The sequence below is a fragment of the Streptomyces sp. NPDC056222 genome, from assembly GCF_042264065.1.
Classification (GTDB): domain Bacteria; phylum Actinomycetota; class Actinomycetes; order Streptomycetales; family Streptomycetaceae; genus Streptomyces.
On sequence record NZ_JBHJTL010000028.1, the window covers coordinates 15,115 to 37,831 of the forward strand.

Genomic DNA, 22,717 nt, shown 5'->3' on the forward strand with positions numbered 1-22,717 from the left:
CTATCGTTCGGGGGGGGGGTGCGGGGCCCCGGGGCCGTCTGTGGGCCGTCTACGGGCCGCGTAGGGTCACCGCTGGCAGCCAACAACCCCCACGCGGGCGCGGCCGCCGGCCGCGCCCTCTTCGTGTTCCTGCCCCGCTACACCCAGGTGTCCAGCCACATCCGATTCCGCCACTGGTCCATCGGAATCGACGTGCCCGTGTAGATCGGCCAGAAGTAGATGAAATTCCAGACGATGAGAAGAACGAGAACTCCCGCCCCCACCGCCCCGAACGTCCGGCGCCTTTCCGAGGAGCCCGGTGGGCCGATCATCGCGCCGATCATCATCGTCACCGCGAGACACAGGAACGGCACGAACACCACCGCGTAGAAAAGGAAGATGGTGCGTTCCTGATAGAGGAACCACGGCAGCCAGCCCGCCGCGATCCCGCACGCGATCGCGCCCGCCCGCCAGTCCCTGCGGAAGGCCCAGCGCCACAGGATGTACAGGATCGCGAAGCACGCCGCCCACCACAGCAGCGGTGTGCCGAGGGCCAGGACCTCCTGGGCGCACTTCTCCGTCGCGTTCGCGGGGCAGCCCGCCGTGCCCGGTGACGGGGACTCGTAGAAGTACGAGACCGGGCGGCCCAGGACGATCCAGCTCCACGGATTCGACTCGTACGTGTGCGGCGAGTTCAGGCCCACGTGGAACTTGTAGACCTCGGTCTCGTAGTGCCACAGGCTGCGCAGCCAGTCCGGCAGGAAGGCCCACGTCCCGCCGCCGTTCAGCTTGTCCTGCTCCGTCGCCCAGTTGCGGAAGTAGCCCTTGTCCGTGACGATCCAGCCCGTCCACGTGACCAGGTACGTGACGATCGCGACCGGTACCACCGAGACGAACGCCGGGATCAGGTCGCGCCGGAGCACCGCTGCGTACGGCCGGACCGCGCCCGCCGTGCGCCGGCCGCCCACGTCCCACAGCACCGCCATCAGACCGAACGCGGCCATGACGTACAGACCGTTCCACTTGGTCGCCGCCGCGAGCCCCAGCGTCACCCCCGCCGCGAGCCGCCACGGCCGCCAGCCGAGCCGCAGGGTCTCCGCGATGTCCGCGTCCGGCCGCAGAACCCCCTCCTCGTCCACGGGCAGCGCACCCGCCAGCCTCCGCCGCGCCCAGTCACGGTCGACGACGAGGCATCCGAAGGCGGCGAGCACGAAGAACATCAGCACCTGGTCGAGCAGCGCCGTACGGCTCATCACGAAGTGCAGACCGTCCACCGCGAGCAGCAGACCGGCCAGACACCCCAGGAACGTGGAGCGGAACAGCCGCCGCCCGATCCGGCACAGCATCAGCACCGAGAGGGTGCCGAGCAGCGCCACCATGAACCGCCAGCCGAACGGCGTGAAGTCGAAGATCTTCTCACCCAGACCGATGACCCACTTGCCCATCGGCGGATGGACCACATAGCCCGGCTCGGTGGGGATCGCGACCGCGTCGGGGTTGGCGAGGATCGACTTGTCGATGTCCTTCGGCCACGCTCCCTCGTAACCCTGGTTGATCAGCGCCCAGGAATCCTTGGCGTAGTACGTTTCGTCGAATATCACCGCGTTCGGCTTGCCGAGGTTCCAGAACCGCAGCAGCCCCGCCAGCAGCGCCACGAGCAGCGGACCGCCCCAGGCGGCGAGCCGCCAGATCACGTCCGAGGCCCCGGGCGTGACCCCGAGCAGTGACCACAGCCGCTTCGACGGCCGTGTGTACGACGGCACGAGACGCTCACGCAGCCCCGGCCCGGCGGCCCTCGATGCGGGCGGTGCGTAGCCGAAGCGCCGCAGACGCTGCTGCCACGACGGGGGCTCTTCCACGACGTGCTGACCCTGCAGGGCCTCGGGTGCGGTACTGGTCACCGCGCCATCGTAGGGAACGCGCCTGTGCGAGTCGCCTGTCCGGGCTGGGAGGATGACCCATGTGACAGGAACGCTGGTACTTGCAGGTACGCCCATCGGGGACATCGGGGACGCGCCGCCGCGGCTCGCGGCCGAGCTGGAGACCGCCGACATCGTCGCGGCGGAGGACACCCGGCGGCTGCGCGGCCTGACCAGGGCCCTCGGTGTGCACACCACGGGCCGGGTCGTCTCCTACTTCGAGGGCAACGAGTCCGCCCGTACGCCCGAACTGGTCGAGGCGCTCGTCGGCGGCGCGCGGGTGCTGCTCGTCACCGACGCGGGCATGCCGTCCGTCTCCGACCCCGGCTACCGGCTGGTCGCCGCCGCCGTCGAGCAGGACATCAAGGTCACCGCCGTCCCCGGCCCCTCCGCCGTGCTGACCGCGCTCGCCCTGTCCGGGCTGCCCGTGGACCGCTTCTGCTTCGAGGGCTTCCTGCCGAGGAAGGCGGGCGAGCGGCTCGGGCGGCTGCGGGAGGTCGAGAAGGAGCGCAGGACGCTCGTCTACTTCGAGGCCCCGCACCGGCTCGACGACACCCTCGCCGCGATGGCCGAGGTCTTCGGCGCCGAGCGCCGGGCCGCCGTCTGCCGCGAGCTCACCAAGACGTACGAGGAGGTCAAGCGCGGCGCCCTGGGCGAGCTGGCGGAGTGGGCGAAGGACGGCGTACGGGGTGAGATCACCGTCGTCGTCGAGGGCGCCCCGGAGGCCGCGCCCGCCGAGCTCGACGCCGAGGAGCTGGTGCGCAGGGTGCGGGTGCGCGAGGAGGCGGGGGAGCGGCGCAAGGAGGCGATCGCGGCGGTCGCGGCCGAGGCGGGGCTTCCCAAGCGGGAGGTGTTCGATGCCGTCGTCGCGGCAAAGAACGCGGCTGCGACGGGCCCCGGAAAGGGTAAAGAGCTATCGTGAAAAGCAAAGCGAAACCCGCGCGGCGGGCCTTCTGAAGGCCTGAGAGCAAGGGAACGCCAAAGGGTGTTCCATTGTTCGTCCGGCGCTGATGCGCTCCGGCCCGAAAAGGCGTCCACTGGATCCAGTGGAGAGGAGCTGGCATGAGTGAGATCACCGGCACCGGCATACCCGTCGCCCACGAGGCGTACGCCTTCGCCTGCATGAGGTGCGGGTACGGCTGGGAGCAGGCGTACGACATCGAGCACCACGTCGACGCGGCCGGCCATGAATTCATCGTCTACAAGGCCGGCGGCGAACGGGTCCCGTCGCCGCTGTCCAGCCCGACCTGCATGAACTGCGGCGGCCATGTCGTCCGCATCATGCGTGCGGGCCAGGTTTCCTCGGTGCTCGACTCGTGGGAACAGGCCTACCATCCGCGCGCGGCCGGAGCCGCCGAGGCAACCGGGGCGAAGCGGCCGGTCACACCCGCCGGCCCGATCGGCCTGGCGGGGCCGATCGGTCAGGACCTCGAACGGGGCGAGGCACCCGAGGGGGACGCTCCCGGCCCGGTGTACGTGAAGGAGTCCCGCAGGCGCCATCTGTCGGACCTGTTCCACCGCAAGCCCCCGGCGTCGTAGCCCCGGCTCCGTCACCACCGGCAACCACCGGCCCGCGGGCACCGGCTCCGTAGCCACCTGCCCCGCAGGCCACCGCGAGTGAACTCATGGCCCCTCGTACGATCGGGGTCATGAGTTCCAAGGACGCCCCGCCGCCACTGCCCGAGCCCCTCCTGGTGCCGGTGGCCGACTCGCACACCCACCTGGACATGCAGTCCGGCACCGTCGAGGAGGCCCTCACCAAGGCCGCCGCCGTCGGCGTCACCACGGTCGTCCAGGTGGGCTGCGACCTCAAGGGGTCCCAGTGGGCCGCCGAGACCGCAGCGGCCCACGAGAACGTGCACGCCGCCGTCGCCCTCCACCCCAACGAGGCCCCCCGGATCGTGCTCGGCGACGCGGACGGCTGGTCCCGCCAGGGCGCCCGCGAGGCCGGCGGGGACGCCGCCCTCGACGAGGCGCTCGCCGAGATCGACCGGCTCGCCGCCCTGCCGTACGTACGGGCCGTCGGAGAGACCGGTCTGGACTACTTCCGCACCGGCCCCGAGGGCATGGCCGCCCAGGAGCGCTCCTTCCGCGCCCACATCGAGATCGCCAAGCGGCACGGCAAGGCGCTCGTGATCCACGACCGCGAGGCGCACGCCGACGTCCTGCGCGTCCTGGACGAGGAGGGCGCGCCGGAGCGGACCGTCTTCCACTGCTACTCCGGCGACGCCGAGATGGCCGAGATCTGCGCCGCGAAGGGCTACTACATGTCCTTCGCGGGCAACATGACCTTCAAGAACGCGCAGCCGCTGCGCGACGCCCTCGCGGTCGCCCCGCTGGAGCTGGTCCTCGTCGAGACCGACGCCCCGTTCCTCACCCCGGCGCCGTACCGGGGACGGCCGAACGCGCCGTACCTGATCCCGGTCACCGTCCGCGCGATGGCGGCCGTACGGGGAATCGCGGAGGAGGAGCTCTGCGAGGCGATCGCCGTGAACACGGCCACCGCCTTCGATTACTGATGCATAACGGTTACGTGTAGTAGCCGGGTCGTTTTGGAGAGTGATCACCGCCGGGGCTAGGGTCCCGGCCTCGTGAGCACTTCCCAGGGCAGTCACCGAGCCGGACGGCGGGCGGCGGACCTGCCCGTCCACGAGCAGCCCACCCAGGCGGCCCCGCTCGTCCTCCCGGGCCAGGCCCTTGGTCAGGCCCCGGGCCGGCCCATCGGTCAGGCCCCGGGCCAGGCCGCAGGTCAGGCCCCTGGCCGGCCCGCCGGTCAGGCGCCCCAGGGCCAGGCCCCCGGTCAGTCCGCGGGCCGGGGCACGCGCGCCGAGGCCCGGCGGGCCGCCCGCCGCCGCAAGACCCTCCCCGGCGCGGGCCAGGGGCTGCGGCGCATCGTCCCGCAGGCCCTCGTCGTCGCCTTCCTCGCCGGCGGCACCAGCGCCTTCGTCGCCAACGACAAGGCCATCCGGCTCTCCGTCGACGGCGTGCCGCGCACCCTGCACACCTTCGCCGACGACGTCGAGGAGCTCCTCGCCGACGAGGGCCTGGCCGTCGGCTCCCACGACATCGTCGCCCCGGCGCCCGGCGAGGACCTGGCCAGCGGCGACGAGGTCGTGGTGCGCTACGGCCGGCCCGTCGCCCTCACCCTCGACGGAGAGCGCCGTCAGGTGTGGACCACGGCCAGGACCGTCGAAGGCGCCCTGCGCCAGCTCGGCGTCCGCGCCGAGGGCGCGTACCTCTCGGTCTCCCGCTCCGCCCCCATCACCCGCCAGGGCCTCGCCCTCGACGTCCGTACCGAACGGGCCGTCACCCTCCTCGCCGACGGCCGTGCCCGGACCCTGCGCACCAACGCCGCCACCGTCCGCGAGGCCGTCGAGGAGGCCGGGATCACCCTCTCCGGCCAGGACACCACCTCCGTACCGCCGAACTCCTTCCCGCGCGACGGCCAGACGATCACCGTCATGCGGATCACCGGCACCAAGGAGGTCCGGGAGGAGCCCATCCCGTACACCGTCGAGAGGACCCGCGACCCCGAGCTCTTCGCGGGCACGGAGGTCGTCGAACGGCAGGGGGTACGCGGGGTGCGCCGGGTCACGTACGCCCTGCGGACCGTCAACGGCGTCAGGCAGAAGCCGAAGAAGATCGCCGAGGAGATCGTGCGGGAGCCGGTCACCCGCAAGGTGAAGGTCGGCACCCGGCCGCTGCCCTCGTCGGTGGACGGGGCGGACGGGCTGGACTGGGGCGCGCTCGCGGCCTGCGAGTCCGGCGGCCGGCCGAACGCGGTCGACCCGTCGGGCACGTACGGCGGGCTCTACCAGTTCGACCCCGGCACCTGGCGTTCGCTCGGCGGCAGCGGAACCGCCCAGAACGCGTCCGCCTCGGAGCAGACGTACCGGGCGAAGAAGCTCTACGTGCAGCGCGGCGCGAGCCCGTGGCCGCACTGCGGCCGAAGGCTGCATCAGTGAGCCGTAGGCTGTACCGGTGAGCACCACCACCGGCCCCGAAGGCCCCGACGCCCTCCTCGGCCCCGCCGACATCCGTGAACTGGCCGCAGCCCTCGGCGTGCGTCCCACGAAGCAGAAGGGCCAGAACTTCGTCATCGACGCCAACACGGTCCGGCGGATCGTCCGCACGGCCGAGGTGCGCCCCGACGACGTGGTCGTGGAGGTGGGCCCCGGGCTCGGCTCGCTGACCCTGGCACTCCTGGAGGCCGCGGACCGGGTGACGGCCGTCGAGATCGACGACGTCCTGGCAGGGGCGCTGCCGGCGACGATCGCCGCCCGCCTGCCGGGGAAGAAGGACCACTTCGCGCTGGTCCACTCCGACGCGATGCACGTCCAGGAGCTGCCGGGCCCGCCGCCCACGGCGCTCGTCGCGAACCTCCCGTACAACGTGGCCGTGCCCGTCCTGCTGCACATGCTGGACCGGTTCCCGACCATCGACCGGACCCTGGTCATGGTCCAGGCGGAGGTCGCCGACCGGCTCGCGGCGAAGCCCGGGAACAAGGTGTACGGCGTGCCGTCGGTGAAGGCGAACTGGTACGCCGAGGTGAAGCGGGCCGGATCGATCGGCCGCAACGTCTTCTGGCCCGCGCCGAACGTCGACTCGGGCCTCGTCTCGCTCGTCCGCCGTACGGAGCCGGTGGCGACCACCGCCTCCAAGGCGGAGGTCTTCGCGGTCGTCGACGCCGCGTTCGCGCAGCGCCGCAAGACCCTGCGGGCCGCGCTCGCCGGCTGGGCGGGCTCGCCCGCGGCGGCGGAGGAGGCACTGGTGAAGGCCGGGATCTCGCCGCAGGCGCGGGGCGAGGCGCTGACGGTGGAGGAATTCGCGCGGATCGCGGAGGCGAAGGCGTGAGCGGTACGGGTCATGGGGCCCACGACGGCCTCGGCGGCGCGGTGACGGCGACCGGCGGCGCCACGGAGCCCGCGAGCGGGGCGGGTTCGAATGCCGCCCCGGGCGTCACCGTACGGGTGCCGGCGAAGGTCAACGTCCAGCTGGCGGTCGGCGCGGCGCGCCCCGACGGCTTCCACGACCTGGCCAACGTCTTCCTCGCCGTCTCGCTGTACGACGAGGTCACGGCGGCACCCGCCGCCGAGCTGACCGTCACCTGCGAGGGACCGGACGCGGACAAGGTCCCGCTGGACCGGACGAACCTCGCCGCACGCGCGGCGGAGCTGCTCGCCGCCCGGCACGGCATCTCCCCGGACGTGCATCTGCACATCGCCAAGGACATCCCGGTCGCCGGCGGCATGGCGGGCGGCAGCGCGGACGGCGCGGGCGCGCTGCTCGCCTGCGACGCGCTGTGGGGCCTGAACTCCTCGCGCGCGGAGCTGCTGGAGATCTGCGCCGAGCTCGGCAGCGACGTTCCGTTCAGCCTGGTCGGCGGGGCGGCGCTCGGTGTCGGACGCGGCGAGATCCTGACGGAGCTCCCCGTGGGCGGCACGTTCCACTGGGTGTTCGCCGTCGCGGACGGCGGGCTCTCGACGCCGGTGGTGTTCGGCGAGTTCGACCGGCTCGCCGAGGGCGTCGACGTGCCCGAACCCGCGGCCTCCCCGGCGCTCCTGGAGGCCCTGCGCACCGGTGACGTGACCGCCCTGGCCGGTGCGCTGGCCAACGACCTCCAGCCGGCCGCCGTGTCCCTGCGGCCGGCTCTGAACGCCACCCTGGAGGCCGGCACGGCGGCGGGAGCCCTGGCGGCCCTCGTCTCGGGCTCGGGCCCGACGACGGCGTTCCTGGTGAAGGACGCGGAGGCCGCGGACACCGTGGCGGCCGCCCTGATCGCCTCCGGCACCTGCCGCGCGGCCCACGTGGCCGTGTCGCCGGCGCCGGGCGCGACGGTCCTGCCCCAGCGCTAGGCCCCAGCCCTGGGCCCTAGCCCTTGCCCTTGCCCTTGTTGAGCGTGGCCAGGAGCAGGTTCGGGTCCTTCACCGGCTCGAAGAAGGACGCGCTGGTGACGTAGACGGTCTTGTCGCGCACGGCCACGGAGGTCGGGTTGGAGAGCCCGGCCTGCTCCGTGAGCACGATCTCGTGCGTGCCGTCGGGACGCACGAGAGCGATGTCGTTGTCCATGAACAGCGCGGCGAGGACGGTGTCCCCCTTCCCGGTGAAGCCGAAGTCGTCGATCCCCATGAGCGCGGTCGCCCGGGTCTCGATCGGGCCGGCGCTCTTGTCGGCGCGTACGGGGATGCGCAGCAGGGTCTGGCGGTCGGTGTTGGACACCCACACGGCGCCGTTGTGGAACTTGAGGCCGTTGGCGCCGACGCCGAAGCCGGCGGGCGGGGCGAGGGGCTGGAGCGCGGTCCCGGTGGCCCAGGCCGTGGGCGTACCGCCCTCCTGCGGGACGCTCCACACGGTGCCGCGGACCGAGTCGGCGATGTAGAGGGTGCCGCACTCCTCGTCGAGGGCGAGGGCGTTCGGGAACCCGTCGGGCGGCAGCTCGGCGATCTGCACGGGCGGGGCGCCGTCGGGGCCGATGCGCCAGACGCCCGTCTCGCTCGTCCCGGTCGCGAACGTGACGTAGAGGGTGCCGTCGTGGGCGCGGGTGATGCCCAGGACCGCGGCCACTCCGATGACGGGGGTGTTCGGGTTCGCGACGGCGGGAAGGGTCGCGAGGATCCGGGTGTCGCCCTTCTTGTCGACGCGGGCGACCTGCCGGGCGAACGCGAACGTCACGTTGGCGGAGCCGTCGGGTGAGAGGGCGATGTTCTCCGGGGTCTGGCCGGCAGCGAAGTCGAAGTGGGCGACGATGCGCGGATCGGTGACGACCGGCTCTCCGGCGGAGGTGGGCGCGGAGGCGAGCAGGGCGAGGGCGAGGGCGGCCGTGGCGGTGACCGCCAGGCGTGGGAGTCGGGGCATGGACCTCTCCTTGGGCGGGCTGGAGCGCCGGGTGTGCCCGGCACCAGAAGAACATGACGATGCGTCAGCTCGGGGGGGCGGCAGCCAGGGCCGGGAGGTCGCCCGCCCGGCCGACGACATGGGGCCGGTTGGCAGGCCCTGACCTCAGGTCAGATGCGCTGCCGGACAACGGTCGTCGAAGGGTTCCACGGGGGCAGTCGGGGCTCAGGTCCGTGCCGGGGCTCACCCGCGCGGCGAGCTTCGGACCGTGCGCACTCGCACGTAGGCGTACCCCTACGCTGGATTTCTTGCGGTGGTGGATCCGAGCAGTGCGACGGACGGGGTGTGACGGTGACGGGGGCGAACGGCGCGGAACTGGTCGGCGAGGTTCTGGGCGGGCGGTACCGCGTGACCGCGACGATCGGGCGCGGTGGCATGGGTGTGGTCGCCCGGGCGGTGGACCAGTTGCTGAACCGTGAGGTCGCCGTCAAGGTGCTGCGGGCCTACACCGACGCCTCCGCGGCCGAACTGGCCGATCTGCGGGAACGGATGCAGCGGGAGGCGCAGGCCGCCGCCCGTATCCGGCACAGCGGCGTGGTCACCGTGCACGACGTGGTCGAGGAGCGGGGGCTGCCGGTCATCGTCATGGAGCTCGTCGACGGGTCCTCCCTCGACGACGTGCTGACGCAGCGCGGCCCGCTGGACCCGCGCGACGTGGCCGCCATCGGCGCCAAGCTGATGGACGCGCTCGACGCGGCTCACCGGGCCGGGGTCCTGCACAGGGACGTCAAGCCCGGCAACGTGCTCCTCGAACGCGCCGAGCGCAGCGAGACGGGGGTCCCCCCGGCCGGAGGCGGAGGCTGGGGCAGGGTCGTGCTCACCGACTTCGGCATCGCCACCATGGAGACCTCCGGCGACGACGCCATGGCCAAGTTGACCCAGAGCGGTCAACTCGTCGGGTCCCTCGACTATCTGCCGCCGGAGCGCGCACAGGGACAGGACCCCGGCCCCGCCTCGGACATCTGGTCGCTCGGCATGACGCTGTACGCGGCGGTGGAAGGCACGTCGCCCTTCCGGCGCACGTCGGCCTGGTCCACGTTGTCGGCGATCGTCACCGAGCCGCTGCCGGAGCCGGTGCGAGCGGGACCGCTCGCACCGGTGCTCCGGGCGCTGATGGCCAAGGAGCCGCACCGGCGGCCCGACGCCGGGCAGGCGCGCGCGATGCTGGAGGCAATCGCCGCGGGCGGGGGCATGGACCCCGCGCCGGGGTACGCGCAGGCTCCGCCCGCGCCCGGTCCCGTGACCCCGCCTCCCGGTCAGGTCACCCACGCCCTCGGTCACGCAGCCCCGGCTCCTGGTCACGTCACCCACGCCCTTGGTCACGTGACCCAGGCTTCCGGTTCCGTATTCCCGGCTCCCGGTCCCATGACCCCGGCTTCCGGTTCCGTATCCCCGGCTCCCGGTTCCGTAACCCCGGCTCCCGGTCACGTCACCCACGCCCTTGGCCACGTGACCCCGGCTGCCGGTTCCGTAACCCCGGCTCCGGCGGCCGCGTTCGTACCGGCGCCGGCCCCCGGGCCCGTCACCCCGCCCGGTGCCTTCGGTTCCGCCGCCGCGCCGTTCCAGCAGCCCGGCGCACCCGGCGCCGCGCAGCCGGGCTTCCCGCCCGGCACGCCCGGTCCGCCCACCGGGCCTGCGGGGCGCTCCGAGACCCGTACCGCGACCGTCCGTGCGGGCCGCCGTCGTGCCCGTACCGTCGTCGCGGCGGCGGTCGCCACCGTCGTCGTCGGTGGCGGCGTCGCCTACGGGCTGATGAACACGGAGAGCGAGCCGGCCGGCGGCCCGCAGGCGGCACGACCCACGGCGAGTGCCCCGGCCGACGGGGACACGTCCGGTGGCGCCGGCTCGGGCGACGCCCCGACCTCCCCAGGGGACCTGACGTCCATGAGCCCCGGCGAGACGCCCGCCGGCACCCCCTCGGACGGGGGTGGGACGTCAGGTCCCACCCCGACGACGCCCGGCGACGGCGACAAGCCGACCGTGTCTCCGACCGCCTCCGTGAAGCCGAAGCCCACGCCCAGCACCACGGCGAAGGAGCCCGCTCCGGTCTCGACCGCGTGCACCGGATGGACCCACGCGAACCGCAGCGACGGCTACGGATACCTGTCCCAGAACTCCCACCTCTACACCGGGCCGTACGCGGAGTGCGGCTGGGTGACCGCGGTCAAGGACGGCGCGAAGGTCTACTACCACTGCTACGTCACCAACGCCCACGGCAACAAGTGGATCTACGCCCGTATCCAGGGCACGGAGTCCGAGGGCTGGGTGTTCGCCGACAAGACCACCGGGGGGAGCGGCGCCCTGGCCCGCTGCTAGGGGGTGTCCTGGCCCTGCCCGGCGCGGGGCCGGGCCTCGAAGGAAAACGCCGCACGTCGTCCCACCGGCCCGGCGTCTACCCTTGGACGTCGATCCATCCCCCTGTACAGGAGTCAAAGTGGCCGTCAACCTGGTCAATGTCGAGGCTGTCAGCAAGGTGTACGGCACACGTGCCCTGCTCGACGGTGTCTCGCTCGGCGTCTCCGAGGGCGATCGGATCGGCGTCGTGGGCCGCAACGGCGACGGCAAGACCACCCTCATCCGGATGCTCGCCAAGCTGGAGGAGGCCGACACCGGGCGGGTCACGCACAGTGGCGGGCTGCGGCTCGGGGTGCTCACGCAGCACGACTCGCTCGACCCGAAGGCCACCGTCCGGCACGAGGTCATCGGTGTCATGGCCGACCACGAGTGGGCCGGCAGCGCCAAGATCCGTGACGTGCTCACCGGGCTCTTCGGCGGGCTCGACCTGCCCGGGTTCGAGCAGGGCCTCGACACCGTCATCGGCCCGCTCTCCGGTGGCGAGCGCCGCCGGATCGCGCTCGCCAAGCTCCTCATCGACGACCAGGACCTGATCGTCCTCGACGAGCCCACCAACCACCTCGACGTCGAGGGCATCGCCTGGCTCGCCAAGCACCTCCAGGAGCGCCGCTCCGCGCTCGTCTGCGTCACCCACGACCGCTGGTTCCTCGACCAGGTCTGCACCCGCATGTGGGACGTGCAGCGCGGAGACGTGCACGAGTACGAGGGCGGCTACTCCGACTACGTCTTCGCCCGCGCCGAGCGCGAGCGCATCGCCGCCACCGAGGAGGTCAAGCGGCAGAACCTGATGCGCAAGGAGCTCGCCTGGCTGCGGCGCGGCGCCCCCGCCCGTACCTCCAAGCCCCGCTACCGCATCGAGGCCGCCAACGAGCTGATCGCCGACGTGCCGCCGCCGCGCGACACGTCCGAGCTGATGAAGTTCGCCAACGCCCGGCTCGGCAAGACGGTCTTCGACCTGGAGAACGTCACCGTCACCGCCGGCCCCAAGACGCTGCTGAAGCACCTCACCTGGCAGCTCGGCCCCGGCGACCGCATCGGCCTGGTCGGCGTCAACGGCGCCGGCAAGACCTCCCTGCTGCGGGCGCTCGCCGACGCGGCCGTGACCCAGGGCGACATCCAGCCCGCCGACGGGAAGATCGTCGTCGGCAAGACCGTACGGCTCGCCTACCTCTCCCAGGACGTGACCGAACTGCCCGCGACGCTGCGCGTCCTGGAGGCCGTCCAGCAGATCCGTGACCGGGTCGACCTGGGCAAGGGCCGGGAGATGACCGCCGGTCAGCTCTGCGAGCAGTTCGGCTTCTCCAAGGAGAAGCAGTGGACGCCGGTCGGCGACCTCTCCGGTGGCGAGCGTCGCCGGCTCCAGCTGCTGCGCCTGCTGATGGACGAGCCGAACGTCCTCTTCCTCGACGAGCCCACCAACGACCTGGACATCGAGACCCTGACCCAGCTGGAGGACCTCCTCGACGGCTGGCCCGGCTCGATGGTCGTCATCTCCCACGACCGGTTCTTCATCGAGCGCACCACCGACCGGACCTTCGCGCTGCTCGGCGACGCGACGCTGCGGATGCTGCCGCGCGGTATCGACGAGTACCTGGAACGGCGTCGGAAGATGATCGAGGCGTCGGTGCCGACCCCGGCCGCCGCGCAGACCGCGCAGCAGAAGCCCGGTGTCTCCGCCGCAGATGCCCGCGCGGCGAAGAAGGAGTTGCAGAAGGTCGAGCGGCAGCTCGACAAGGTCTCCCAGAAGGAGGCCAAGCTGCACACGCAAATCGCCGATAACGCCACAGACTTCGAGAAGGTCGCAAAGCTGGACGCGGAGCTGCGGGAACTGGCCGGGGAGCGCGAGGAGTTGGAGATGCGCTGGCTGGAACTGGCAGAGGACGCGTAGAGAAGCCGTGCAGGACGCGTAACGAGGGCATCACGGGCCGGTCCTCCCTTGGGAACAAGGGACGGACCGGTCACTTTTGCGCCAACCCGGGAGTGGTAGAAAGAAAACCCGCTCACATCAAGGGGGAACGCTGATGACCCAGCCGCCCAGCAACCAGCCGCCGGGCTTCGGCGCATCGAAGGATCCGCAGGACCAGGGCTCGGGACAGGGCGTCCCGCCGATGCCCCCGGTCCCGCCGCAGGCACCGCAGGCACCGCAGGCACCTCAGACGCCTCCGCCCGCCGCGCCCGGCCCCTACACCCAGCCGCCGCAGCCCGGTTACGGCTATCCGCAGCAGGCGCCCCAGCCCGGCTACGGCTACCCCCAGCAGCAGCCGCAGCCCGGCCCGTACGGCCAGCAGCCGCAGCCGGGTCCCTACGGTCAGCAGCCCGGCCCGTACAACCAGCAGCCCGGTCCGTACGGTCAGCCCGGTCCCTACGGCGGCTACCCCGGCCAGCCCCAGTACCCCGCCGCGCCCACCCCCTCCGGTGGCGGCAACTTCTTCAAGGGCAAGCCGGGTGTCATCGTCGCCGCGGCCGTGGCCGGACTCCTCGTCATCGGCGGCGGCACCTGGTTCGCCCTCAGCGGTGACGGCGAGAAGGAGCCGATCGCCAAGCCGACCGCGACCAGCGGCACCCCGAAGCCGTCCGAGTCCGTGGACCAGGGCGACGGCAGCGGCGACGGCCGCAACGCCGAGGACGACCTCAACGCAGGCCGCAAGGCCGGCGAAGCGAAGATCAACTGGCTGCTGAAGAACAACGTCGACCTGCCCCGCAACGGCGCCGACGTCTTCGGCCCGTGGATCGTCGGTGACATCGTCGTCAAGGGCATGTACAAGAGCCTCGACGGCTACAGCCTCAGCGACGGCTCCGCCAAGTGGCACCTGGACCTGCCCTTCGAGCTGTGCACGACCGCCCCCGAGCCCGCCACCGACGGCAGCCTCGTCATCGGCGTCAACGACAGCGCCGGCGACCGTGCCAAGTGCACCGAGCTGCAGAAGGTCGACCTCAAGACCGGCAAGGTCGGCTGGAAGAAGTCCGTCCCCAAGGGCACCGGCTTCAGCTCGCTGTCCGACACCACCCTCGCCGTCAGCGGCAACACGGTCACCGCGGCCGGCACCGGCAGCTCGCACGGCTACTCCCTCGCCGACGGGCGCGACCTCTTCACCGGGCCGACCAGCGGCTGCAAGCCCTACGCCTTCGCGGGCGGCGCGAAGCTGATCGCCGCGGCCAGCTGCCCCACCAGCGACTACAAGAACAAGCAGGAGCAGATCAGCGAGGTCGACCCGAACACCGGAAAGCCCCGGTGGACCTTCAAGCTCCAGCCCAACTGGGAAGTCGACAAGATCTACTCGGTGAACCCGCTGGTCGTCTCCGCCCAGCAGCGTGACGAGAAGAAGTGGACCGTCTTCGCGGTCACCGCGGACGGCAAGCTCCGCTCGCAGATCGAGGGCGGCAAGGACAAGTACGCGCCCAAGTGCGGCGGCGGGTTCGTCGTCTTCGGCCGCAACCTCCAGGGCTGCACGGGCGTGGCCGCCGACGCCAACACGTTCTACATGGCCACCGAGGCCGCCTACGGCACCGCCAACGCGGTCGTCGCCTTCGATCTGAACACCGGCAAGTCCAAGTGGCGCGCCTCCGCCCCGGCCGAGCGGACCATGACCCCGCTGCGCATGGAGGGTGCGGACGTCCTGCTCTACGTGGACGCCTCGTACGACACCGGCGGCGGTGTCGCCACCCTCGCCCCGACCGGCGGAGCGCCGAAGATGCTGCTCCAGCACCCGGCGTCGACGGCCCAGATCGAGAACACCTTCTACGACGCCGGCTACGCCTACGGCAACGGCACGTTCGTGGTGTCCAGCGGCCGGGTGAGCGCGTCGAACGACAAGCAGGAGAAGGAAGTCAAGACGATGATGGCCTTCAGCAAGTGACGGTCCGACAGCGATGAGCACTCCGCAGCAGCCGGCTCCGCCCGAACCGACGCACGGACCGTACGGACGGCTCAATCCGTACGGGGGCGGGCAGCCCGGCCCGTACGGACCGCCCCCGTCGGCTCCACCGCCGACGCAGCAGCAGCCGCAGGCCGAGCCGCCCGGCGGCCGCAAGCGCCGCACGACCGCCGTGATCGCGGCGGTCGTGGCGGCGCTGCTCGCCGTCGGCGGCGTGACCTGGTACGCCCTCTCCGGCACCGGGGAGCGCAAGGACGACAAGGCGTCCCCGAGCGCAAGTCCCACTGGGGGGACGCCTTCCCCGAAGCCCTCGGGTCCCCCCGGGCCGGACGCCGCCGCCGCGGCCGACTACAACAAGGGGCGCGGCCCCGGCGACGCCTCCGTCCTCTGGGTCCGCAAGAACGACATCGACGTGCCCCAGCTCGGCGGCTTCATCTTCGGCCCCTGGGTCGACGGGGACATCGTCGTCACCGCCATGTACCGCACGGTCACCGCTCATTCGGTGAAGGACGGCGCGGTGAAGTGGCGACTGACCCTGGACACCGAGATCTGCAAGGCGCCGCATCTGCCCTCCGAGGACGGGAAGATCGCCCTCGCCCTCAAGAGCAAGCTCCACGCCGAGATGGACGAGTGTCGCCAACTCCAGATGGTCGACCTGCGCGCAGGCAAGCTCGGCTGGAAGACGAAGGTCGTGAAGGAGGGTGACTTCGACTTCATGAGCCAGTACTCGATCGCGATGAGCGGCGGTACGGTCACCTTCGGCCGGCACGGATACTCGACCGGCTACCGCCTCAGCGACGGCAAGCAGCTGTTCGGCCGGTGGGACAAGAGCGAGTGCCAGCCGTACGCGTACGCAGGCGGCCACAAGCTCGTCGCCGCGGTCTCCTGCCCGACCTCCGACGCGGACAAACCGCAGGAGGAGATCCACGAGGTGGATCCGGTGACGGGCAAGTCCCGCTGGAAGTACCGGCTCCCGGTCGGCTACCGGGTGGACCACGTCCTCTCCATGCGGCCGCTCATCGTCTCGGCCACCAACCGCGCCGAGGGCGGCCACGGCATGGTCGTCCTCAACGAGGACGGAACGAAACGCACCTCGCTCCAGGGCGACGGCCAGTACGCCGAAGGGTGCACGGACGAGTCCACCCACGACGGCAACCTGCAGCGCTGTCGGGTCGTCGCGGACGACTCCACCGTCTACATCGCCACCGTCGCACCGTCCAAGGACAAGCCCAACGAGATCGTCGCGTTCGACCTCGACAGCGGCAAGGTGGTCCGGCACATTCCCGGGATCCAGGGACGCACGGCCTGGCCGCTGCGGATGGAGGGCGGTTCGCTCGTCGTCCGCATGGCGGCGCTGCTCGACGAGCCCAGTTCGCTGGCCACCGTCGCGCCGGGCGCGACCAAGGCCGTCGAGTTCCTCCGCGTTCCACGCGCCGCGTCGCGCGCCGCGTGGCGCTACTACGACTCCCCGGCGCTGTACGTCGACGGCCGGTTCATCCTTGTGCAGAGTCTCATCGCGGGCACGACCGACGACGAGGAGCGGGAGAGGGAGACGCTGATGGCCTTCGGCAAGTGACACCGGTTCCCCACCCTTCTTCCGACACCTCAGAGGTACTCACGCCATGACCCAGCCACCGCCGCCCCCGCCGAACCAGCCGCCCGGCCCGCCGCCGAACCAGCCGCCCGGCCCGCCCCAGGGGGGCTTCGGCGCGCCCCAGGACCCCCCGCCCGGCGGGTTCGGCGCACCCACGCCGCCGCCGGAGCAGCCCGGTTACGGGTATCCCCAGCAGCCGCCCACGCAGCCGCAGCAGCAGTACGGATACCCGCAGCCGCCGACACAACCGCAGTACGGGTACCCGCAGCCGCCGACGCAGCCGATGGGGGCACCTCCCGGGCCGCAGGGGTACGGCTACCCCACCCAGCCGCAGTACCCGCAGGCGCCCGTGCCGGCCGGCGGCGGCAAGAAGCTGTCCGCGCAGATGCAGATCGTGATCGCCGCGGTGGTCGCCGTCGCCCTGATCGTCGGCGGCGGCATCTGGTACGCCAACTCCGGTGGCGGTGAGGAGACCCCCAACGCCAAGGGCGGCTCCGGCTCGACCCAGGGCCAGGACGGGGGCAAGGGCAACGGGCTCGGCGGCAACGGCAAGGAGAAGGTGCCCGCCAACACCCAGTCCAAGCTGTCCTTCCAGCTGCCGAAGCCGAAGGTCACGGACCTCACGGACGTGACCGGCTCCTGGATCACGGACAAGGCGTTCGTGAAGACGGGCGTCAACTCGATCGTCGCCTACGACCTCGACAAGGGCACTCCGCTGTGGACGCTGCCCCTGGCGGGCCAGGTCTGCGGCTCCTCGCGCCATGTCACGGCCGACCACAAGGTCCCGATCCTCTTCGAGGCGACCAAGCGTGTCGCGCCGAAGTTCTACCAGCCGTGCACCGAGGTCGGTGTGGTCGACCTGACCACCGGCAAGCTGGTGTGGTCGACGTCGGTCACCGGCGGTTCGGCCGGCGACCAGAAGGCGCGGTTCAGTGAGGTCACGCTGAGCGGCACGACCGTCGCGGCCGGCGGCTCGGACGGCGGCGCCGCCTTCGACCTGGCCAACGGCAACCCGCGGTGGAAGCCGTCGGTCGACAGCAACAGCTGCTACGACATGGGATACGGCGGCGGCGAGGGTATCGTCGCCGCGCGCAAGTGCGGGTCGTACGACGCCGGGTACGTCATGATCCAGAACCTCGACCCGACGACGGGCCGGCCGATCTCGCAGTACAAGATGCCCGCGGGCGTGAAGTACGCGTCGGTCGTCTCGACCAAGCCGCTGGTCGTCGCGGCCGACGTCGGTGACACCGCCGGTGACGGCAGCGGCATCTCGGACTTCTTCTCGATCGACGAGAAGACCGGCAAGCTGAAGGCCAAGATCGCGGCGAACGCGGACCGGTTCGCGGCCCGCTGCCGTTCGACCAAGGTCGAGTCGTGCTCCAAGGTGCTCGTCGGCAACAACCGGCTCTACCTGCCGACCGAGGAGCACGAGGGCTCCACCGGGGAGTACGGCGACGAGACCAACGAGATCGTCTCGTTCGACCTGGCCAACGGGAAGACGACCGCCGACAAGGCGGACGCCGGGGACCGGTACACGCTGGTGCCGCTGCGGATGGACGGCGGCAACCTCATCGCGTACAAGGTTCCGCCGTACGACAAGGGCGGACAGGTCGTCTCGATCGACGGCGGCACGATGAAGGCGACGGTCCTCATGGAGAACCCGTCGGACAAGTCGGTGCGCGACGCGGAGGACACCTTCAGCGAGGACTACTCCGAGATCCTCTACGGGAACGGCCGGATGTTCATCTCCGCGGTGATGGTCAGCAAGCCGCGTGAGTCGTCCTCCACGGACCTCAAGGAGTACCTGGCGCTGGGGTTCAGCACGAACTGACTCCGCCGGTGACCGGGACGGCCCGGCGCGTCGACCTGTCGATGCGCCGGGCCGTCCGTGTGTCCGCCCCGGGCGATCCGGCCGGTCCGATCCGGCCATGAGGCGGAGGCTGACGTTCCGCCAGGAGGTGTCCGAGCGAGGCGATTTCGGCCCGTGGGTGGCATTCCGTCGGAGTTCGGGAACGTATGCCCCCAGGAGCGTGTAGTTTGCCGGGTCATCGGAGTGCTGGGGCCGGGGGACGGCACCAGGGGGGATAAGGGGTTGCTCGATGGGCGTGCGGCTCATGGTGGTCGACGACCACCGACTGCTCGCCGAGGCGCTCGCCTCGGCATTGAAATTGCGCGGGCACCGGGTGCTCGCGGCGGCCGCCCCGGTGGCGGGCGCCGCGGAGCTGGTGGTGAGCCGGGCGCCGGAGGTGTGTCTGCTCGGCACGGCCGCCCCGGCCGAGCCGGGGGTCTTCGACCCGATCGTGCGGATCAAGCGCGAGCGGCCGCAGGTGGCCGTGGTCGTGCTCGGCCCGGTGCCCTCGCCGCGCGGGATCGCGGCCGCCTTCGCGGCCGGCGCGTCGGGATACGTACGACACGACGAGCGCATCGAGGGCGTCGAGCGGGCGCTGATCAAGGCGCGGGCGGGGGAGACGGCGGTGGCGCCGCAGCTCCTCCAGGGGGCCTTCGCCGAGCTGCTCAACCCGGCGGTCCAGCCGGACGACGAGGGGCAGCGGCTGCTCGGAATGCTGACGCCGAGGGAGGTCGAGGTCCTGGTCCGGGTGGCGGAGGGGGAGGACACCCGCCTGATCGCCGCGGGCATGGGCATCGCCCCGAGCACGGCACGGACGCATGTCCAGCGGGTCCTGATGAAACTGGGCGTCGGCTCCCGCCTGGAGGCGGCGGCGCTCGCCGCGCGGACGGGGTTGCTGGACCACGCACCCGTCCCGGGCGCGCGGAGGGAGCACCCCTGAGGGCCGCGCGGGCCGCTTCCGTAGGAACCAACGTGCACAAAGCGCCCTGAGCGTTGACTGTCGATGTTTGGTTGTGGTTCCTTGTGCGTGGTTCTGTTTGGTTCCCTTCTGAGGACACCTTGTGAAGAAGACCGTCACCACGCTCGCCGACGGGCGCGAGCTCATCTACTACGACGCGCGGGGCGACGCCGTTCGCGACGGTGTCGACGCGCGGCCCCTCGATCCCGTCTCCTCCCGGTCCGAGATCCGGTACGACGCGCTCCTCGGGGACAACGTCGTCATCGCCTCGCACCGGCAGACGCGGACCTACCATCCGCCCGCCGACGAGTGCCCGCTCTGTCCCTCCGCCGACCGGCGGCAGAGCGAGATCCCGGCCGCGGACTACGAGGTCGCCGTCTTCGAGAACCGCTTCCCCTCCCTCGCCGGGGACGCCGGGCGGTGCGAGGTCGTCTGCTTCACGGCCGACCACGACGCGTCCTTCGCCGACCTCACCCCCGAGCGCGCCGCGCTCGTCCTCGACGCCTGGACCGACCGGACCGCCGAGCTCGCCGAGCGGCCCGGCGTCGAGCAGGTCTACTGCTTCGAGAACCGGGGCGCCGAGATCGGCGTCACCCTCGGCCACCCCCACGGCCAGATCTACGCGTTCCCGTTCACCACCCCCCGTACCGCCCTCCAGCTGCGCAACGCAGCCGAGCACCGGGCGCGCACCGGACGCAACCTCTTCGACGACCTCGTCGCCCGCGAGCGCTCCGACGGCGTCCGCGTCGTCCTGGAGAGCGAGCACTGGATCGCCTTCGTGCCGTACGCCGCGCACTGGCCGTACGAGATCCACCTCCATCCGACACGCCGGGTGCCCGATCTCCGGGCCCTCGACGACGCGGCGCGCACAGACTTCGCACAGATCTATCTGGAACTGTTGAGACGCTTCGACCGGATCTTCGGTCCGGACGAGCCGCCCACGCCGTACATCGCCGCCTGGCACCAGGCGCCGTTCGCCGGCGCGGACCGGGAGGAGTTCGGGCTGCACCTGGAGCTTTTCACCGTCCGGCGGGCGCCCGGCAGACTGAAGTTCCTCGCGGGCACCGAGTCCGGCATGGGCGCGTTCATGAACGACGTGCCGCCGGAGACGGCGGCCGAGCGACTCCGAGAGGTGGCGACCACATGAAGGCTGCGACATCCAAATACCTGGTGACCGGCGGCGCGGGATACGTGGGGAGCACGGTCGCCCGCCATCTGCTGGAGGCGGGCCACGAGGTCACCGTCCTCGACGACCTCTCCACCGGCTTCGCCGAAGGCGTCCCGGCCGGCGCGGAGTTCGTCGAGGGCCGCGTCCAGGACGCCGCGAGGTGGCTCGACGGCTCCTACGACGGCGTCCTGCACTTCGCCGCCTTCTCCCAGGTCGGCGAGTCCGTCGCCAAGCCGGAGAAGTACTGGGAGAACAACGTCGGCGGGACGATGGCCCTGCTGGCCGCCATGCGCGCGGCGGGCGTGCGCAAGCTGGTCTTCTCCTCCACGGCCGCCACCTACGGCGAGCCGGAGTCCGTCCCGATCACCGAGTCCGCGGCGACCGCTCCGACGAGCCCCTACGGCGCCTCCAAGCTGGCCGTGGACCACATGATCGGCGGAGAGTGCGCCGCCCACGGCCTCGCCGCGGTCTCGCTGCGCTACTTCAACGTGGCCGGCGCGTACGGCGACTGCGGCGAGCGCCACGACCCCGAGTCGCACCTGATCCCGCTCGTCCTGGAGGTCGCCCTCGGCCGCCGGGAGGCGATCAGCGTCTACGGCGACGACTACCCGACCCCCGACGGCACCTGCGTGCGCGACTACATTCATGTCGCGGACCTCGCCGAGGCCCATCTGCTGGCACTCGGCGCCATGACGCCCGGCGAGCATCTGATCTGCAACCTCGGCAACGGCAACGGCTTCTCCGTGCGCGAGGTCGTCGAGACGGTGCGCAAGGTGACCGGGCACGCGGTTCCCGAGGTGACGGCCGCGCGCCGGCCCGGCGACCCGGCGGTGCTCGTCGCCTCGGCGGAGGCCGCGCGCGAGCGGCTCGGCTGGATTCCGTCCCGCCCGGACCTGGCGGACATCGTGCGCGACGCGTGGGCGTTCGCGAGAGAGCGGGAGCGGGGACGCGGATGAGCGTGGCGGGCGAGTTCGAAGCGCTGTACGGGGCGGCGCCGGAGGGCGTCTGGGCCGCCCCCGGGCGCGTCAACCTGATCGGTGAGTACACCGACTTCAACGAGGGCTTCGTGATGCCGCTGGCCCTGCCGCACGCGGCCGTGGCCGCCGTGTCCCGGCGTGACGACGGGGTGCTGCGGGTGCACTCCGCGGATGTCGAGGGCGGGGTCGTCCAGCTCGATGCCGACGCCCTCGAACCCCTCTCCGGCGCGGGCTGGGCCGCGTACCCCGCCGGAGTCGTCTGGGCGCTGCGCGAGGCGGGCCACCCGGTCACCGGGGCGGACATACATCTCGCCTCGACCGTCCCGACCGGCGCGGGGCTCTCCTCCTCCGCCGCCCTCGAGGTCGTCACCGCGCTCGCCCTGAACGATCTGTTCGGGCTCGGTCTGAGCCGTCCCGAACTCGCCGTTCTCGCCCAGCGCGCGGAGAACGCCTTCGTCGGCGTCCCCTGCGGGGTGATGGACCAGATGGCGTCCGCGTGCGCGGACGAGGGCCATGCGCTCTTCCTGGACACCCGCGACCTCTCGTACCGCCAGGTGCCCTTCGACCTCGCCGCGCTCGGGCTGCGGCTGCTCGTCGTGGACACCCGGGTGAAGCACGCGCTCGGGGACGGCGCGTACGCGGAGCGACGCGCCGGGTGCGAGGCCGGTGCGCGGGCGCTCGGTGTGCGCGCGCTGCGCGAAGTCCCGTACGTGCAACTGCCCGATGCTCTCGCGCGTTTGAGCGACGAATCGGTTCGCCGCTATGTCCGGCACGTCGTCTCGGACAACCACCGGGTCGAGCGCACCATCGCCCTCCTCGACGCCGGGGACGCGCGGGCGGTCGGCCCGGTCCTCACGGAGGGCCATGCCTCGCTCCGGGACGATCTGCGGGTCTCCTGTCCCGAGTTGGACCTGACGGTCGAGGCGGCGAACGCGGCCGGGGCGCTCGGGGCGCGGATGACGGGCGGCGGCTTCGGCGGCTCGGCGGTCGTCCTTGTGGAGGAGCGGGCGGCGGACCAGGTGGCCGCGGCGGTGGAGAAGGCTTTCGCCGAGGCCGGGTACACCGCCCCGAGGATCTTCCCCGCGGTGCCGTCGGAGGGTGCGCGACGGCTCTGAATGCCCGGAAAGAGCCCCTCAATTGTCGACTTCT

At 71.9% G+C, this 22,717-nt stretch carries 17 protein-coding genes; 15 read left to right on the top strand and 2 right to left on the bottom strand.

Annotation, left to right across the window (positions count from 1 at the left end; genetic code table 11):
- Positions 1-137: 137 nt before the first annotated feature.
- A complete protein-coding gene (locus ACFC0D_RS15850) occupies positions 138-1,880 on the bottom strand; it encodes a dolichyl-phosphate-mannose--protein mannosyltransferase (protein WP_376435358.1) in 1,743 nt (580 codons plus the stop codon).
- Between the two features lie 52 nt (positions 1,881-1,932).
- Between ACFC0D_RS15850 and rsmI the strand changes: the two genes are divergently transcribed.
- The 6 genes from rsmI (at position 1,933) to ACFC0D_RS15880 (ending at position 7,753) form a co-directional block, all read left to right on the top strand.
- On the top strand, positions 1,933-2,820 hold the full coding sequence (rsmI, locus tag ACFC0D_RS15855) for a 16S rRNA (cytidine(1402)-2'-O)-methyltransferase (protein WP_376435361.1): 888 nt from the start codon (positions 1,933-1,935) through the stop codon (positions 2,818-2,820).
- 140 nt (positions 2,821-2,960) lie between these two features.
- A complete protein-coding gene (locus ACFC0D_RS15860) occupies positions 2,961-3,437 on the top strand; it encodes a hypothetical protein (protein WP_376435364.1) in 477 nt (158 codons plus the stop codon).
- 110 nt (positions 3,438-3,547) lie between these two features.
- Positions 3,548-4,417 (top strand): TatD family hydrolase, encoded by an 870-nt coding sequence (locus ACFC0D_RS15865; protein WP_376435367.1) that lies wholly within the window; start codon positions 3,548-3,550, stop codon positions 4,415-4,417.
- 72 nt (positions 4,418-4,489) lie between these two features.
- Complete coding sequence (locus tag ACFC0D_RS15870; protein ID WP_376435369.1) at positions 4,490-5,863, top strand: ubiquitin-like domain-containing protein; 1,374 nt, start codon at positions 4,490-4,492, stop codon at positions 5,861-5,863.
- 16 nt (positions 5,864-5,879) lie between these two features.
- Positions 5,880-6,752: a 16S rRNA (adenine(1518)-N(6)/adenine(1519)-N(6))-dimethyltransferase RsmA gene (rsmA, locus tag ACFC0D_RS15875; RefSeq protein ID WP_329119616.1), complete on the top strand. Its 873-nt coding sequence runs from the start codon at positions 5,880-5,882 to the stop codon at positions 6,750-6,752.
- 41 nt (positions 6,753-6,793) lie between these two features.
- The gene (locus ACFC0D_RS15880) at positions 6,794-7,753 is read left to right on the top strand and encodes a 4-(cytidine 5'-diphospho)-2-C-methyl-D-erythritol kinase (protein ID WP_376435483.1); all 960 of its coding nucleotides are present in this window, start codon (positions 6,794-6,796) and stop codon (positions 7,751-7,753) included.
- A 16-nt stretch (positions 7,754-7,769) separates the two neighbouring features.
- On the opposite strand, the gene ACFC0D_RS15885 is transcribed toward ACFC0D_RS15880, so the two are convergent.
- Positions 7,770-8,753 (bottom strand): hypothetical protein, encoded by a 984-nt coding sequence (locus ACFC0D_RS15885; protein ID WP_376435372.1) that lies wholly within the window; start codon positions 8,751-8,753, stop codon positions 7,770-7,772.
- Positions 8,754-9,077: 324 nt separating this feature from the next.
- Between ACFC0D_RS15885 and ACFC0D_RS15890 the strand changes: the two genes are divergently transcribed.
- The 9 genes from ACFC0D_RS15890 (at position 9,078) to galK (ending at position 22,683) form a co-directional block, all read left to right on the top strand.
- Complete coding sequence (locus tag ACFC0D_RS15890; protein WP_376435375.1) at positions 9,078-11,108, top strand: protein kinase; 2,031 nt, start codon at positions 9,078-9,080, stop codon at positions 11,106-11,108.
- Between the two features lie 118 nt (positions 11,109-11,226).
- Entirely contained in the window at positions 11,227-13,035 is a 1,809-nt protein-coding gene (locus ACFC0D_RS15895; protein ID WP_376435376.1) for an ABC-F family ATP-binding cassette domain-containing protein, read from the top strand.
- 133 nt (positions 13,036-13,168) lie between these two features.
- The gene (locus tag ACFC0D_RS15900; protein ID WP_376435378.1) at positions 13,169-15,004 is read left to right on the top strand and encodes a PQQ-binding-like beta-propeller repeat protein; all 1,836 of its coding nucleotides are present in this window, start codon (positions 13,169-13,171) and stop codon (positions 15,002-15,004) included.
- 13 nt (positions 15,005-15,017) lie between these two features.
- Positions 15,018-16,598 carry a PQQ-binding-like beta-propeller repeat protein gene (locus ACFC0D_RS15905; RefSeq protein ID WP_376435381.1) on the top strand — a complete coding sequence of 527 codons (1,581 nt, stop codon included), beginning with the start codon at positions 15,018-15,020 and terminating at the stop codon, positions 16,596-16,598.
- A 46-nt stretch (positions 16,599-16,644) separates the two neighbouring features.
- Positions 16,645-18,447 carry a PQQ-binding-like beta-propeller repeat protein gene (locus tag ACFC0D_RS15910; protein WP_376435384.1) on the top strand — a complete coding sequence of 601 codons (1,803 nt, stop codon included), beginning with the start codon at positions 16,645-16,647 and terminating at the stop codon, positions 18,445-18,447.
- A gap of 268 nt (positions 18,448-18,715) precedes the next feature.
- On the top strand, positions 18,716-19,405 hold the full coding sequence (locus ACFC0D_RS15915; RefSeq protein WP_329119632.1) for a LuxR C-terminal-related transcriptional regulator: 690 nt from the start codon (positions 18,716-18,718) through the stop codon (positions 19,403-19,405).
- Between the two features lie 121 nt (positions 19,406-19,526).
- Positions 19,527-20,570 carry a galactose-1-phosphate uridylyltransferase gene (gene galT / locus ACFC0D_RS15920; RefSeq protein WP_376435387.1) on the top strand — a complete coding sequence of 348 codons (1,044 nt, stop codon included), beginning with the start codon at positions 19,527-19,529 and terminating at the stop codon, positions 20,568-20,570.
- Positions 20,567-21,547: a UDP-glucose 4-epimerase GalE gene (galE, locus tag ACFC0D_RS15925; protein ID WP_376435389.1), complete on the top strand. Its 981-nt coding sequence runs from the start codon at positions 20,567-20,569 to the stop codon at positions 21,545-21,547. The genes galT and galE overlap by 4 nt, the downstream gene beginning before the upstream one ends.
- Positions 21,544-22,683 (top strand): galactokinase, encoded by a 1,140-nt coding sequence (gene galK / locus ACFC0D_RS15930; RefSeq protein ID WP_376435391.1) that lies wholly within the window; start codon positions 21,544-21,546, stop codon positions 22,681-22,683. The genes galE and galK overlap by 4 nt, the downstream gene beginning before the upstream one ends.
- The last annotated feature ends 34 nt before the right edge of the window (positions 22,684-22,717 follow it).